Source organism: Arthrobacter humicola (assembly GCF_022803015.1).
In the GTDB taxonomy this organism is placed as follows: domain Bacteria; phylum Actinomycetota; class Actinomycetes; order Actinomycetales; family Micrococcaceae; genus Arthrobacter; species Arthrobacter humicola_A.
This window is the reverse complement of sequence record NZ_JAFKON010000001.1, coordinates 215696-229039: the sequence shown is the minus strand read 5'-3', so window position 1 is coordinate 229039 and position 13344 is coordinate 215696. Positions and strand designations below refer to the sequence as shown.

Genomic DNA, 13344 nt, shown 5'->3' with positions numbered 1-13344 from the left:
TTGGCCACGCACAGCAGTTGTCAGAATCGTACGTTACGTGCAGGCGTGCGCCCACACTTGCGCTTTACCGACACAAAGTTTCTTGCGTCAAGGCCGCCGGGTGCTGGCCGTGACGGTGAATTTTGGATTCCTGCCGGCCTCGCGGGTGGGACCGATCAGCCGTTCCAGAGCCGGCCGGTAGTGCAGGTGGCTGTTGAACACGGTCCAGAGCTCCCCGCCCGGGGCAAGCACCCTGCCGGCCGCTTCGATCAGCTTGATCCCCGCGCCGGAGTGGACCGCCGCTTCCAGGTGGAAGGGCGGGTTCAGCAGCACCAGGTCCGCGCTGGCGTCCGGGAGGGAGCTCATGGCGTCGTCCTGAAGCACGTCGATCCGACCGTCCAGGCCGTTGGCCCGGGAGGTGGCCAGGGCTGAGTCGACGGCTGCGGCGGACCGGTCGGTCGCGGTGACGCGGGCGCCGGGGTTGGCGCGGGCGTACATCGCGGCGAGGATTCCGGTGCCGCAGCCAAGGTCGACGGCATGGGTGGCGTGCGGCATCCGGGGCAGGAAGTCCAGCAGGAACCTGGTCCCGATATCCAGCCCTGTGCCGGCAAAGACGGCCCCCCGGGCGCAGACCGTGAGCCCCAGTTCGTCGTTGACCTCAGTGACCGGGAAGGGCAGCGCGGCCGGGACCGGCCTGGGGTTCCGGGCCAGCAGGAGCCGTGATTTCTGCCGCGCCAGCTGGGGCTGGACATCCTCGAAGCAGCGCGCCAGGACGGCGTTCATGCCCAGGCTCATGTGTTTGACGCGTCCGCCCGCGACCAGCACCACCTCGGGCGCCGCGTAGCGGGCCACGGCGTCGGCGATTTCCTCAAGTTCCGCCAGGGACCGCGGCAACTGCAGCAAAACCAGGGAGGCTCCCTCCAGCAGTTCGGCACCCAACGGGAGCTGCTCGAAGCCGCCGTCGATGCCCAGGGCCTCGGCGTTCGCCCGCAGTGCCCGTTCACCGGTGATGAGGTCCTGCTGGACGCGCACGCCTTCCGCCCCGAGGGTCAGGGCGCCGAGGGTGAGGGCACCGTACCGGTCCCCCACCACCGCGAGCCTGCCCCCGGGCTGCAGCAGGCCGGCCGCGGGCATCTCCAGGGCAGAGTCGAGCAGGAGCCTGTCCGTGGCGTCCCAGGCCTGCAGGTTGTCGGCCTCGACGTCCGGGAATCTTCTCAGCCGGGCAAAGAGGGATTCGAAGCTGTTGTCCGCCACGCGCGTTGTGCCGCCGTTTCTTCTCGGGCTTGGGTATGGGTGCTGGCAGTGGGAGCCGGGTGTGAGGCCTCCCCCGGTGCTGCTCTGACCTGATTTACCTTTTAGGTCTTACGTTTTACGTTATACCGGACCGGGCCAGCAGGGTGCCGATTCCGGCGACGGCGGCCCGGCCGGCCCGGTTGGCGCCGATGGTGGACGAGGAAGGCCCGTAGCCGACGAGGTGCACCCGCGGCTCGCCCGCGACCTGGGTGCCGTTCATCGCGATGCCGCCGCCGGGTCCGCGCAGGTGCAGCGGGGCGAGGTGTTCGAGTTCGGCCCGGAATCCCGTGGCCCACAGGATGACCCCGGCGGCCAGGAAGCTGCCGTCAGCCATCCGGACCCCGTCGGGTTCGATCGCGGTGAACATGGGGTGCCGGTCCAGGGCGCCGCGCGCGGCGGCGGCGCGCAGGGCCGGGGTCCAGATCAGGCCCGTCACGGAGACGACGCTCTGCGGCGGCAGGCCCTGGCGCACCCGCTCCTCGACCAGGGCGACGGCGTCGTGGCCGGCCTGCCGGTCGAACGCGGCCTCGCGCCAGACCGGCACCCGGCGCGTGAACCATGTGGTGGTGGTGACCTTGGAGATCTCATCGAGCAGCCCGACGGCCGAGATCCCGCCGCCGACCACGATGACGTGCTGCCCGCGGAATTCGTCGGCGGAAACGTAGTCGGCGACGTGCAGCTGCCGGCCGCGGAAGCTGGCCTTGCCCGGATAGATGGGCCAGAACGGCCTGGTCCAGGTGCCGGTTGCGTTGATGAGGGCGCGGGCAGAGAAGCGGCCGCGGGAGGTTGCGATGCTCAGTCGCCCGGCGGGGTCATCGTCCTCGCGGCTCACCGACTGCACTTTGACCGGCCGCTCAATCGCGAGGCCGAGGTCGTGCTCGTACCCGCCAAAATAGCGGGTGAGGAAACTGGAGCTGGCCTCGGCGGGGTCCACATCGGGCTGCGGGATTCCCGGGAGATCGCTGATGCCGTTCACCGTGGCCATGAGCAGGCTCTTCCAGCGGTGCCGCCAGGCTCCGCCGGGCCCGTCCTCGGCGTCGAGCACGATGTACGTCCCGGCCGGTGGCGGGCCGGCCGCGTCAGCGCCGGCCGGGACGAAGCCGCGGCGCAGAAGATGGTAGGCCGCCGACAGGCCCGCCTGGCCGGCGCCGACCACGACGACGTCGGCGGCCCGCACCGTCTCTGCGGTCACGGTCGCGTCCCCGGTCAGATCTTCTTGACGACGCTGGACTTGAGCTGCATGGGACCCACGCCGTCAACCTTACAGTCGATGTCGTGGTCGCCAACACCGTTGACCAGGCGGATACCGCGGACCTTGGTGCCGACCTTGATGACGGTGGAGCTGCCCTTGATTTTCAGGTCCTTGACCACGGTGACGGTGTCGCCGTCGGCGAGGACGTTGCCCACCGCGTCCTTGATGACGGCGGCCGCAGGGGCGTCGGCCTCTGTGTCAGTCTCCGCGGATGCGGACCATTCGTGCGCGCACTCCGGGCAAACCAGGAGCGCCCCCATTTCGTAGGTGTATTCGCTGGAGCATTCGGGGCACGGAGGCAGGGAATCGTTCACCCAACCAAGTTTAGTCGCCGCCTGTGCCCGCCCGTGTGCCCGCCCGAATTCTCGCCACTTTTTCTCGCCCCTTTTTCCCGCCGCTGGCGGGGCGCCCTAGAACGGGTTCAGCAGGCGGTCCACGAACTGCCGCGTGCGTTCCTCCCGCGGGTCCCGCAGAACGGTATCGGGGTGGCCGCGTTCGACCACCACGCCGCCGTCCATGAAGATGACCTCGTCGGCCACCTGACGGGCGAACGCAAGCTCGTGGGTGACCACCACCATGGTCCAGCCTTCGTCCGCGAGTTCCTTGATGACGGCCAGGACCTCGCCCACGAGCTCGGGGTCCAGCGCAGAGGTGGGCTCGTCGAAGAGCAGCAGTTGCGGGCGCAGGGCGAGGGCACGCACAATGCCGACGCGCTGCTGCTGGCCGCCGGAGAGCTCGAACGGGTAGCTGTTCTCCTTGCCGGTCAGGCCGACGCGGGCCAACAGGTCCCGGGCCTCCTGGATCGCATCCGCCTTGGGCCGCTTCTGCACCTGGACCGGGCCCTCGATCACGTTCTCCAGGACGGTCTTGTGCGGGAAGAGGTTGTAGTGCTGGAACACCATGGCGCTGCGGTCCCGCAAGGCCAGAACCTGCTTCTTCGCCACCGGTGTGGCAAAGTCCACGGTCAGTTCCCCCGCGAATTCGGCGACGCCGGCGTCGGGCACTTCGAGGCCGTTCAGGCAGCGCAGGACTGTCGTCTTTCCTGATCCGGACGGCCCGATCAACGTGACCACTTCGCCGCGGCGGACTTCAAGGTCGATGGATTTGAGCACAACATGGTGGCCGAACGACTTGCGCAAGCCCGTGACGGTCAGGAGCGGCTCGTCCGGGACAGTAACGTCAGAGGGTTGAGGTTCAGTGGGCGACATAGCGGTCCAATCTCTTCTCCAGGGCGGACTGTCCGCTGGCGAGAACGAGGCAGATAACCCAGTAGATCACGGCCGCCTCCAGATACAGCAGCATGAACTCCTGGCTGAAGGCCGCCACCTGTTGCGCCACGCGGAACAGTTCGGTGACGAGGATCAGCGACGCCAGCGACGTGTCCTTGACCAGGCTGATGAAGGTGTTCGACAGCGGCGGAACCGAGACCCGGGCGGCCTGCGGCAGGATGATCCGCACGAGCGTCTGCCGGCGCGACATTCCGATGGTGTGGCCGGCCTCCCACTGGCCCTTCGGAACTGACAGGATGGCCGCCCGGATGACCTCCGCGGCATAGCCGCCGACGTTCAGGGAGAACGCGATGATGGCGCTGGGCCAGGGGCTGATGGTGATTCCGACGGAAGGGAGCCCGTAGAAAATGACGAACAGCTGGACCAAAAGCGGGGTTCCCCGGATGACGGAGATGTAGGTCCGCGCCACCGCCGAAACCAGGCGGTTGCGGCTCAGCCGCATGAGGGCCACCACCAGTGCCAGCAGCAGGCCCAGGCTGAACGAGGCCAGCGCCAAGGGAATGGTGCCGAAGATCGCACCCGTCAGGAGTGGGCCCAGCGATGACCACACGAGTTCCCAGTTGATGCTCATGCCCGGACGCGGCGTTTCTCTGCGGCTTGCACAGGGCTACTTCGAGACGTCGGCGTCGAAGTACTTCTGGGAGATCTTCGTCAGCGTGCCGTCGGCCGCCAGCTCGCCGAGGGCCTTGTTGATGGCGTCGGTCAGGCTGGTGGATCCCTTGCGCAGGGCGAACGCGCTCAGCGACTTGTCGGTGGTCTCGGCGGCAATCTTGATGCCGGCGTCGTGGTCGGTCTTCTGGGAGTCCAGGTAGGTCAGCTTGTCGTTGATGGTGGCATCGACGCGGCCCTGCTTGAGCAGCGTGATCGCCTGCGCCCAGCCCTCCACGGCCTCGACATTCGCGCCGCTCTGCTGCGCCAGCTTGTACCAGTTGCTCGTCAGGGACTGCGCCGTGGTCTTGCCCTTGAGATCGTCAAAGGAGTGGATGCTGTCGTTGTCCGACTTGGTGACGATCACGCCGGTGCTCACCGTGTACGGGGTGGAGAAGTCGTACTTCGCCTTGCGCTCGTCGGTGATGGAAACCTGGTTGGCGACGACGTCGAACCGTTTGGCGTCGAGGCCGGCAAAGATGGCGTCGAACTGCGTCTCCTGGTAGGAGGGCTTGACGCCCAGCTTCGCGGCGACGGCGTTCATGATCTCCACGTCGTAGCCCGTCAGTTCACCGCTGCCGTTGGCGTGGAACGTGAACGGCTTGTAGGTGCCTTCCGTGCCGACCTTGAGCATGCCTGCGCTCTTGACGTCGCTGAGGGAGGTGTCCGCACCGGCTGCCGGCGCTGAGCTGGCCGGGGTGGTGGACGCCGACCCGCAGCCTGCCAGGGCGAGTCCTGCAGCAGCGATGAGGCCAATAACGGAAAGTCGTGTGCGCTTCATGATGTTCCTTAGTCGTGGAGCCGGAAATGGCCTTCCAGCTAAGCCGCATGGCGGCTGTCTGCTAGCGACGATAGCAAGGTCCAGCTCAGGGTGGAGAGCCTAAATGACAGTTTATGACGTCCGGTCATGAGACGGTCTTGACGGATGCGGCTTTCAAAGTCCCGCATAGCTGCGGAGGGTACGAAAAAGGGAACCACCGCCTAGCGGTGATTCCCTTTCTGGTGGAGCTGAGGGGACTCGAACCCCTGACCCCCTGCATGCCATGCAGGTGCGCTACCAGCTGCGCCACAGCCCCTCATTTGCCTGGAAGTTTCGTCCTCCCTGAAGCAACCTGAATAGCCTAAACCACAAATCGCGTTCGCGCTAATCGGCGCCCTGACTCATGGAACAGGGTGCGGAACAGTGCACAAAAAAATCCGCCGGAATCTTTCGATTCCGGCGGATTATCCGGTGGAGCTGAGGGGACTCGAACCCCTGACCCCCTGCATGCCATGCAGGTGCGCTACCAGCTGCGCCACAGCCCCGAATTTTCGCTGCTCCGAGCATGTCTTTCGACGTGCGATGTTCCGGTTTTTTGTCCGGATTTCTCCGAAGCAACTCAAATATCTTAGACCAGCCCTCCGGAAAATTCCAAATCGGGCATATTCGGCTCGGTTTAGCGTCCGGAGGTGGCCTGAGCGCGGGGGCTACTCCGTGTCGGTGCCGGCGGTGGCCTTGGCGGAGGCGTCGTCGCCGAGCTGCAGATCGACGACGGGGCAGTCCTTCCACAGGCGCTCGAGGGCGTAGAACACGCGGTCTTCCTCGTGCTGGACGTGGATGACGACGTTGGAGTAGTCCAGCAGCACCCAGCGACCGCCGGAGCGGCCCTCGCGGCGGACGGGCTTCTGGTCAAACTTGGAGAGCTCGTCCTCGATGCCGTCCACGATCGCGTTGACCTGGCGTTCGCTCGGGGCCGAGGCAATCAGGAAGACGTCGGCCAGGGCCAGCCGTTCGCTGACGTCCAGGGCCACGATGTCCTCGGCAAGCTTCTCCGAGGCAGCGCGGGCTGCGTGGCGGGCGGTAGTGATGGATGAATCGGTTGCAGTCACGGGACTCCTTGTAGTGATGAAAAATTATGGTGTTGAAAATGTGGCGCCAGTGGCGGCCTGAGACCTAGTGGGCCAGCCCGGTGACGATCAGCGTGATGCCGGCGATGAGGGCAACGATCCCCACCGCCAGGACGCCGAGCTGGAGCATGCGCAGGCGGCGCGCCCGGCCGAGCCCGGCGGTAGCGGCATCCAGGGGTTCGAGCCCGTAGGCGGCATTCGCGGCTACGGGTTCCCCGCCGACGAGTCTTTCCTCGGCCTCCCCCGCCGAATTTGCCGCGTTTGCCGCGTTCGCAGCGTTTGCCGCGTTTGCAGCGTTTGCCGGCCGTGCCGTTCCGGCTTTTGCGGCTGCTTCCGCACGGGCCAGGACGCCGGCCCTGCCAGCGGCAGAACCCGTCGCGGGACCTGCGGCCTTCTGGCGGGAGATGCCCGGCCGCCGCAGGCCGGGTTTCCGCGGCGTGTCCACGCGCGGACCCGGGTTGGTGACAACCGGAACGTACGACGTGGCAGGGCGCTTCATGACGGGCCGCTCCACGCCGGGAACCTTCTCGAATTCCAGGGGTGTGACCATGGCCAGGTTGTTGGCCGTGGTCGGATCGTTGCGGGGCGCCGCCGGCTGGCTGTTTTGTTCGGCGAGCTTCTGCTTGGCGGCGGCGCGGCGGTTCAGGATCGCGGCACGCTCGGCGAGGGCGATCTGCTCGGCCAGGACGGCCGGATCAATGGCATCCGGATCCGTGGCCGCAATGTGTTCCATCTTGGCCACTTGGTTCTTGGCCTGCTCCGCGAGGAGTTCGCGGGCGGCCAGCGCCTGCTCCACGGTCATGCCCTCGGGCGTCGCCCCGCCCGGTCCGGCGCCGTCGGCCGCGGGAACCTTGGGCGCAGCGGGGGCCTTGGGCGCCGGGGCAGCGTCCGTCGGAGCAGCGCCCTTCGCGGCCGCATCCGTGGAGGCGGCGTCCTTCGGGGCCGGCGAAACCACCGGGGTGGCCCGGGTCCGCGGCGACACCGGGACAATGGTGTTGGCCTGGGTGGCCGGGGCCGTTTCGGTCGCCAGCTCCAAAAGCCTCAACTGGCGTCGCGTGGGCGGCCCTCCGCCGGCCAGCTGGCCTTCCTTCTCTGCGAGTTCCTTGATGGTGCGCAGCGCGGCGCGGTCCCGTGCCCGGACCTGGGAAGACCGCTCCGTGCCAGCGGGCACAGAATCAGCACGCACAGAGTCCACCGGGGCGTCGGCAACGCGACGGCTCCGGCCGGTGATTTCGGCCTCCGTCGGCTCGCCCGGGCCCGGAGTGTCCAGACGTTCATCTCTGGCCTGCCGCAATTCGCGGCGGCTGCGGATGGGAGGCTGTTCCTGACTCATGGCAAACTCATTCAGTGCTGGCTGGTTGGGTTATCTCAAAGGCTGGATCGTGCTGTGCGGAGGCAGTCCCGGCCGTGCCGTTTCCGTCGTTGGCGGTCGCGGCGTGTCCGGCTTCGAGGCGATCGGCGTCGGGGCTGGCGTGGTACAGGCCGTACTTGGCGATGTACTGGACCACCCCGTCCGGTACGAGGTACCAGACCGGGTTGCCTTCGGCCACCCTCGTGCGGCAATCCGTGGAGGAAATGGCCATGGCCGGGACCTCCAGGAGGCTGACGTCTTTGCGGCCCATGCCGTCCAGGACGTGGCCCGGCCGGGTTACGCCCACAAAGTGCGCGAGGGACCAGAGTTCATCGATGTCTTTCCAGGACAAAATCTGGGCCAGGGCGTCCGCGCCGGTGATGAAGAACAGATCGGCGTCCGGACGCAGGGTCCGCAGGTCACGCAGGGTGTCGATCGTGTAGGTCGGTCCCGGACGGTCCACGTCCACCCGGCTCACGGTGAAGCGCGGGTTCGAGGCCGTGGCGATGACTGTCATGAGATACCGGTGCTCGGCTTCGCTGACCTTCTTGGCCATCTTCTGCCAGGGCTGGCCGGTGGGCACAAAAACGACTTCGTCGAGGTCGAACTTGGCCGCGACCTCACTGGCCGCGACAAGGTGTCCGTGGTGGATGGGGTCGAACGTGCCACCCATCACACCCAGACGCAGGCGGCGCTGGGCGCCGCGCTGCTTCGTGGGGGCGGAAATATTAGTGACCTTGGCCGTGATCGTGCTTGTTCGGGTGCTGGCGGTGCGGGTCCGCGTGCTCCTCGACAACCACGTGGCGCCGGCCCAGGTTGGAGTAGGACAGGGTGATCATCAGCAGGACCACCAGGATCGCGAACATGGTGCCGCCAATGACAAACGGCGGTGCAATGAGCGGTGCGAGTTCCTCGTGGCCCGATTCGCCGGCGGCGGCGACGAAAGTGGCGATCTGCTGCGACAGCATGTTCTCCCCTAGTGAGTTCAAAATTTGACGACGGCGGAGGTGTCCGCCGTTCCGGTCTTCCGTTCCATGTTACAGCGTTGCTAGCCCCGGATCTGGCCCTCGCCCTGCACGATCCACTTGGTCGTGGTCAGCTCGGTCAGTCCCATGGGGCCGCGGGCATGGAGTTTTTGGGTGGAAATGCCCACTTCGGCGCCGAGGCCGAGCTCGCCGCCGTCGGTGAAGCGGGTGGAGGCGTTCACGATCACGGCGGCCGAATCGACCTCGGCGATGAAGCGCTCGGCGTTGGCGAGGTCGTTGGTCAGGATCGCTTCGGTGTGGCCGGTGGACCACTTCCGGATGTGCCTGACGGCCTCGTCCAGGCTGTCCACCATGGCCACGGCCAGGTCCAGGTTCATGTATTCGGTGGCCCAGTCATCTTCCGTGGCCGGCACGGACTGGACCGAGGCCGGCAGGGCGGCGCGGATGCGCTGGTCCACGTGCAGGGTGACCCCGGCAGCCCGCAATGCGGCGGCGACCGCGGGAAGGACGGTGGACTTGGAGTGCACCAGGAGGGTTTCGACGGTGTTGCAGACGCTGGGCCGCTGGGTCTTGGCGTTCAGGAGGATGTCCACGGCCATTTCCTCGTTGGCGGAAGCGTCCAGGAAGATATGGACGTTGCCTTCACCGGTCTCGATGACCGGCACGGAGGAGTTCGTCACGACGGTCTGGATCAGCTCGCGCCCGCCGCGGGGAATGAGCACGTCCACCCGGCCGCGCGCCCGCATAAGCGCGTTGGCGCCGTCGCGGCCGTATTGGTCCACGGTCTGGACGGCGTCGGCGGGCAGGCCCACCGATTCCAGCGCATCCCGGAGGATGGTGATCAGGGCGGCGTTGGTGGCAGCGGCGGCGGATCCGCCGCGCAGGATGACGGCGTTGCCGCTCTTGAGGGCCAGTCCGGCGATGTCGACCGTGACGTTCGGCCGGGCCTCATAGATCGCGGCCACCACGCCCATGGGTACGTTGATCTGGCGCAGGCGAAGCCCGTTGGGGAGGGTCTGGCCGCGCACCACGTTGCCGACGGGGTCGGGCAGGGTGGCGAGGTTTTCCAGTGCGGCGGCGAGGGCCGTGATGCGTGAGTCGGTCAGCGTCAGCCGGTCCAGCAGGGCGGCGCTGGTGCCGGCGGCCCGGCCGGCCGCGACGTCCTTGGCGTTGGCGGCCAGGATCTGGTGCTTGTGATCCACCAGCGCCTTGCCGACGGCGCGCAGGCCCCGGTCCTTCCAGGCCCGGTTGGCGCGTGCCATCCTGTGGGCGGCGTGGCGTGAGCGGTCTGCGACCGCGTGGACGGCTGCTTCGGTCTCCGTTGCCGTGCCCGGGACCGCTGCCGGATCCGGTACCGCGGCGAACCCTTGGGCGGGCGCGGCGTTATCGGCAGGAACGGTGCCGGCAGGCACATCAGTCACGGCAGCGGAAGTCAGGGCCTCAGTCATGCTTCCAGTTTAGGCGTCGGGGGAACCTAGACCAGCACCAGGTCGTCAACATGAACAACTTCGCGGTCATATCCGCGGCCCAGTGCCCTGCCGAGCTCATGGGTGGAGCGGCCCAGCATTTGGGGCAGCTCGGCGGCCGAATAGTTGACCAGCCCGCGGGCAATCACGGTGTTGTCCACGGACACCATCTCCACGGCGTCGCCGGCCTCGAAGTCGCCCTTCACCGCGGCGATTCCGGCCGGCAGAAGCGAGGTGCGGCGGTCGCGGACGGCCTTGACGGCACCGTCGTCGAGCACCAGGGTGCCGCGCACGGATGCCAGATGGGCCAGCCACAGGAGCCGGATCGGCTTGCGCGCCCCGTTGACGGAGAACCATGTGCCCACGTCCTCGCCGGCCAGCGCCGCGGCCGCATTGGCCGTGGATGTTACGAGGGCGTGGATGCCCGAACCAGCGGCGATGCTGGCGGCTTCGACCTTGGTGACCATGCCGCCCGTGCCCACACCGGCCTTTCCGGTGCTGCCGATCGAGACGCCGTCGAGGTCGTGGGGGCCGGACACATGCGGAATCCGCTTGGCGCCATGCGACGGCGGACCGTCGTACAGGGAGTCGACGTCGGACAGCAGCACGAGTGCGTCGGCGCGGACCAGGTGTGCCACCAGGGCCGCGAGGCGGTCGTTGTCGCCAAAGCGGATCTCGTGGGTGGCTACGGTGTCGTTTTCGTTGACCACCGGGACAACGCCGAGGTTCAGCAGCCGGTCCAGCGCGCGGAACGCGTTGGTGTGCTGGCTGCGGCGCATGAAGTCATCGGCGGTCAGCAGCACCTGGCTGACGGTAACCCCGTGCGCGCCGAAGGCGTGGGTGTAGCGGGCCATCAGCAGGCCCTGGCCCACACTGGCGGCGGCCTGCTGGGTGGCGAGGTCGCGGGGGCGCTTCTCGAGGCCGAGCGGGGCGAGACCGGCGGCGATCGCACCGGAGGACACCAGGATGATCTCCGCGCCCGCGTTGCGCTTGTGCGCCAGGGCGTCGGCGAGCCCGGTCAGGGCCTCTTCGGAGATCCCGCCCTTGATGGACGTCAGCGAGGACGAGCCCACCTTGACGACGATCCGGCGCGCCCCGGACAGCGCGGTGCGGTCCGGGGCGTTGATGGTCTGGGCACCGATGTTTTGGGCACCGATGTTTTGGGCACCGATGTTTTGAGCGCTGGGCGGCTGGGACCCGTGCTCGACAACGGTCTTACTCGTCATCGGCTTCGCCCAGTCCACTCTCCTTGAGCGGCTGCCGCGCGCGGCGGCCGCTGACGGATTCGGTCCAGATGCCGGCCTTGCGTTCGGCTTCGAGCTCGGCGCGGGCGGCGGCCTTGGCGTCGCGGCGTTCCTGCTGTTCGTCGCGCTTCTGGCCACGCGTCGGGCGGTCGCCGATGTCGGCGAAGCGCACGTCGGTGCCGCGGGGCGAGGCGAGCAGCTCGGCACCGGCCATCATGGTCGGCTCCCAGTCGAAGACGACGCCGTCGTCCTCGCCGATGACCACCATGTCGCCCGGCTTGGCGCCCTGCTTGAACAGTTCATTTTCAACGCCGAGCTTGGCCAGGCGGTCGGCGAGGTAGCCGATCGCCTCCTCGTTGGTGAAGTCTGTCTGCTTGACCCAGCGCACGGGCTTGTCGCCGAGGACGCGGAAGAGCGGCTCGAGGTTCTTTTCTTCGCGGCGGATCGTGAAGCCGGTCTCGTTGACGGCGCGGGGGCGCAGCACGGGGGCGTGTACCTTCGGCGGGGTCGCGGCGATGGCGTCGCGGGCGGCCTTGACGATTTCGGCCATGGCGAAGCCGAGCTGGCGGAGGCCTTCGTGGCTCGTCGCCGAGATTTCGAAGACCTTGTAGCCCCTGGATTCGAGCTCCGGGCGGACGAACTCGGCCATGTCCTTGCCGTCCGGCAGGTCAACCTTGTTCAGGGCCACGAGGCGGGGGCGGTGGTTCAGCGGAACGACCTCGCCGTCGGACCCGCTGTAGCTCATGTCCACAGCGTACTTCTCCAGCTCGGCCTCGATGATGGCGAGGTCGGAGAGCGGATCGCGGTCCGATTCGAGCGTGCCGCAGTCCAGCACGTGCACCAGGGCGGCGCACCGCTCGACGTGGCGCAGGAAGTGGTGGCCCAGGCCCTTGCCCTCGCTGGCGCCCTCGATCAGGCCGGGGACGTCGGCAATGGTGAAGCGGACTTCACCGGCCTGGACGACGCCGAGGTTGGGGATGAGGGTGGTGAAGGGATAGTCCGCGATCTTGGGCCGGGCGGCGGACATGGCGGCGATCAGGCTGGACTTGCCGGCGGAGGGGAAGCCGACGAGGGCGATGTCGGCGATGGACTTCAGTTCCAGGACGACGTCGCTGGATTCGCCTTCGATGCCGAGCAGCGCGAAGCCGGGCGCGCGGCGCTTCTGTGAGGACAGGGAGGCGTTGCCGAGGCCGCCAATGCCGCCGGCGGCGGCGATGTATTCGTCGCCTTCGGCCACGAGGTCGGCGATGACGTCGCCGGACTTGGACTTCACCACGGTGCCCACCGGCACCGGAAGGATCAGGGTTTCGCCGTTTTTGCCGCCGCGCCAGTCGCCCATACCGGGGCCGCCGTTGGTGGCGTGCCGGTGGGGCGCGTGGTGGTAGTCGAGCAGGGTGGTGGTCTGGGGGTCCACGCGAAGGATGACGTCGCCGCCGTTGCCGCCGTTGCCGCCGTCGGGACCGCCGAGGGGCTTGAACTTCTCGCGGTGGACGGAGACACAGCCGTGACCGCCGGTACCGCCGGATACGTGCAGTACTACCCGGTCTACAAAGCTCGCCACGTGGATCTCCTCAGTGCTGTTCCCCGGACCCCCAAAGGGGCCCAAGATGATTGTAATGCGGTTAAAACACCGGTGGAGCGGACCTAATGGCCCGCCCCACCGATTTAGAACTTATTGTTACTCTGCAGCTGCAGCAGCCACGATGTTCACAACGCGGCGACCACGGCGGGTGCCGAACTCGACAGCACCGGGGGTCAGGGCGAACAGGGTGTCGTCCCCGCCGCGGCCTACGCCGGCGCCCGGGTGGAAGTGGGTGCCGCGCTGGCGGACGATGATCTCGCCTGCGGAAACTACCTGGCCACCGAAGCGCTTGACGCCGAGGTACTGGGCGTTGGAGTCACGACCGTTGCGAGTGGAACTCGCGCCTTTTTTATGTGCCATTTGAAAT

The 13344-nt window shown here is 67.6% G+C and carries 14 protein-coding genes and 2 tRNA genes; all 16 read right to left on the bottom strand.

Going from position 1 to position 13344, the window contains the following annotated elements; all coding sequences use genetic code 11:
• Positions 1 to 87: 87 nt before the first annotated feature.
• The 16 genes from ARTB_RS01040 to rpmA all read right to left on the bottom strand — a co-directional run bounded on the left by ARTB_RS01040 (position 88) and on the right by rpmA (position 13337).
• A complete protein-coding gene (locus tag ARTB_RS01040; protein ID WP_243177241.1) occupies positions 88 to 1233 on the bottom strand; it encodes a class I SAM-dependent methyltransferase in 1146 nt (381 codons plus the stop codon).
• A 115-nt stretch (positions 1234 to 1348) separates the two neighbouring features.
• Positions 1349 to 2464: an NAD(P)-binding domain-containing protein gene (locus ARTB_RS01035; protein ID WP_243177240.1), complete on the bottom strand. Its 1116-nt coding sequence runs from the start codon at positions 2462 to 2464 to the stop codon at positions 1349 to 1351.
• 14 nt (positions 2465 to 2478) lie between these two features.
• Positions 2479 to 2838 carry a zinc ribbon domain-containing protein YjdM gene (locus ARTB_RS01030; protein WP_028277874.1) on the bottom strand — a complete coding sequence of 120 codons (360 nt, stop codon included), beginning with the start codon at positions 2836 to 2838 and terminating at the stop codon, positions 2479 to 2481.
• Between the two features lie 96 nt (positions 2839 to 2934).
• Positions 2935 to 3732: an amino acid ABC transporter ATP-binding protein gene (locus tag ARTB_RS01025; protein ID WP_243177239.1), complete on the bottom strand. Its 798-nt coding sequence runs from the start codon at positions 3730 to 3732 to the stop codon at positions 2935 to 2937.
• Positions 3719 to 4384, bottom strand: a complete 666-nt coding sequence (locus ARTB_RS01020; protein WP_173403096.1) for an amino acid ABC transporter permease — start codon at positions 4382 to 4384, stop codon at positions 3719 to 3721. The genes ARTB_RS01025 and ARTB_RS01020 overlap by 14 nt, the downstream gene beginning before the upstream one ends.
• A gap of 36 nt (positions 4385 to 4420) precedes the next feature.
• Positions 4421 to 5242 carry an amino acid ABC transporter substrate-binding protein gene (locus ARTB_RS01015; protein ID WP_028277871.1) on the bottom strand — a complete coding sequence of 274 codons (822 nt, stop codon included), beginning with the start codon at positions 5240 to 5242 and terminating at the stop codon, positions 4421 to 4423.
• Positions 5243 to 5461: 219 nt separating this feature from the next.
• Positions 5462 to 5537 (bottom strand) — tRNA-Ala (locus tag ARTB_RS01010).
• Between the two features lie 156 nt (positions 5538 to 5693).
• Positions 5694 to 5766: transfer RNA gene (locus ARTB_RS01005), tRNA-Ala, on the bottom strand.
• 162 nt (positions 5767 to 5928) lie between these two features.
• Complete coding sequence (rsfS, locus tag ARTB_RS01000) at positions 5929 to 6330, bottom strand: ribosome silencing factor (RefSeq protein WP_018773346.1); 402 nt, start codon at positions 6328 to 6330, stop codon at positions 5929 to 5931.
• Between the two features lie 64 nt (positions 6331 to 6394).
• On the bottom strand, positions 6395 to 7681 hold the full coding sequence (locus ARTB_RS00995) for a hypothetical protein (protein WP_243177238.1): 1287 nt from the start codon (positions 7679 to 7681) through the stop codon (positions 6395 to 6397).
• 7 nt (positions 7682 to 7688) lie between these two features.
• Complete coding sequence (gene nadD / locus ARTB_RS00990; protein WP_243177237.1) at positions 7689 to 8372, bottom strand: nicotinate-nucleotide adenylyltransferase; 684 nt, start codon at positions 8370 to 8372, stop codon at positions 7689 to 7691.
• Positions 8373 to 8427: 55 nt separating this feature from the next.
• Positions 8428 to 8667: a hypothetical protein gene (locus ARTB_RS00985; protein ID WP_028277870.1), complete on the bottom strand. Its 240-nt coding sequence runs from the start codon at positions 8665 to 8667 to the stop codon at positions 8428 to 8430.
• Between the two features lie 80 nt (positions 8668 to 8747).
• Positions 8748 to 10133, bottom strand: a complete 1386-nt coding sequence (locus tag ARTB_RS00980; protein WP_028277869.1) for a glutamate-5-semialdehyde dehydrogenase — start codon at positions 10131 to 10133, stop codon at positions 8748 to 8750.
• A gap of 26 nt (positions 10134 to 10159) precedes the next feature.
• Positions 10160 to 11377, bottom strand: coding sequence for a glutamate 5-kinase (gene proB, locus ARTB_RS00975; protein ID WP_243177236.1), 1218 nt, complete (start codon positions 11375 to 11377; stop codon positions 10160 to 10162).
• A complete protein-coding gene (gene obgE, locus ARTB_RS00970) occupies positions 11367 to 12956 on the bottom strand; it encodes a GTPase ObgE (protein ID WP_243177235.1) in 1590 nt (529 codons plus the stop codon). Before obgE ends, proB begins: the two co-directional genes overlap by 11 nt.
• Positions 12957 to 13073: 117 nt before the next feature.
• Positions 13074 to 13337, bottom strand: coding sequence for a 50S ribosomal protein L27 (gene rpmA, locus ARTB_RS00965; RefSeq protein WP_009372867.1), 264 nt, complete (start codon positions 13335 to 13337; stop codon positions 13074 to 13076).
• Positions 13338 to 13344 lie beyond the last annotated feature (7 nt).

What these genes read in the sequence shown, in the direction of transcription:
- ARTB_RS01015 (WP_028277871.1), bottom strand. Translation starts at nt 5,242, where the DNA reads ATGAAGCGCACACGACTTTCCGTTATTGGCCTCATCGCTGCTGCAGGA.
- proB (WP_243177236.1), bottom strand. Translation starts at nt 11,377, where the DNA reads ATGACGAGTAAGACCGTTGTCGAGCACGGGTCCCAGCCGCCCAGCGCT.
- ARTB_RS00985 (WP_028277870.1), bottom strand. Translation starts at nt 8,667, where the DNA reads ATGCTGTCGCAGCAGATCGCCACTTTCGTCGCCGCCGCCGGCGAATCG.
- nadD (WP_243177237.1), bottom strand. Translation starts at nt 8,372, where the DNA reads ATGGGTGGCACGTTCGACCCCATCCACCACGGACACCTTGTCGCGGCC.
- ARTB_RS00980 (WP_028277869.1), bottom strand. Translation starts at nt 10,133, where the DNA reads ATGACTGAGGCCCTGACTTCCGCTGCCGTGACTGATGTGCCTGCCGGC.
- ARTB_RS00995 (WP_243177238.1), bottom strand. Translation starts at nt 7,681, where the DNA reads ATGAGTCAGGAACAGCCTCCCATCCGCAGCCGCCGCGAATTGCGGCAG.
- ARTB_RS01025 (WP_243177239.1), bottom strand. Translation starts at nt 3,732, where the DNA reads ATGTCGCCCACTGAACCTCAACCCTCTGACGTTACTGTCCCGGACGAG.
- rpmA (WP_009372867.1), bottom strand. Translation starts at nt 13,337, where the DNA reads ATGGCACATAAAAAAGGCGCGAGTTCCACTCGCAACGGTCGTGACTCC.
- ARTB_RS01020 (WP_173403096.1), bottom strand. Translation starts at nt 4,384, where the DNA reads ATGAGCATCAACTGGGAACTCGTGTGGTCATCGCTGGGCCCACTCCTG.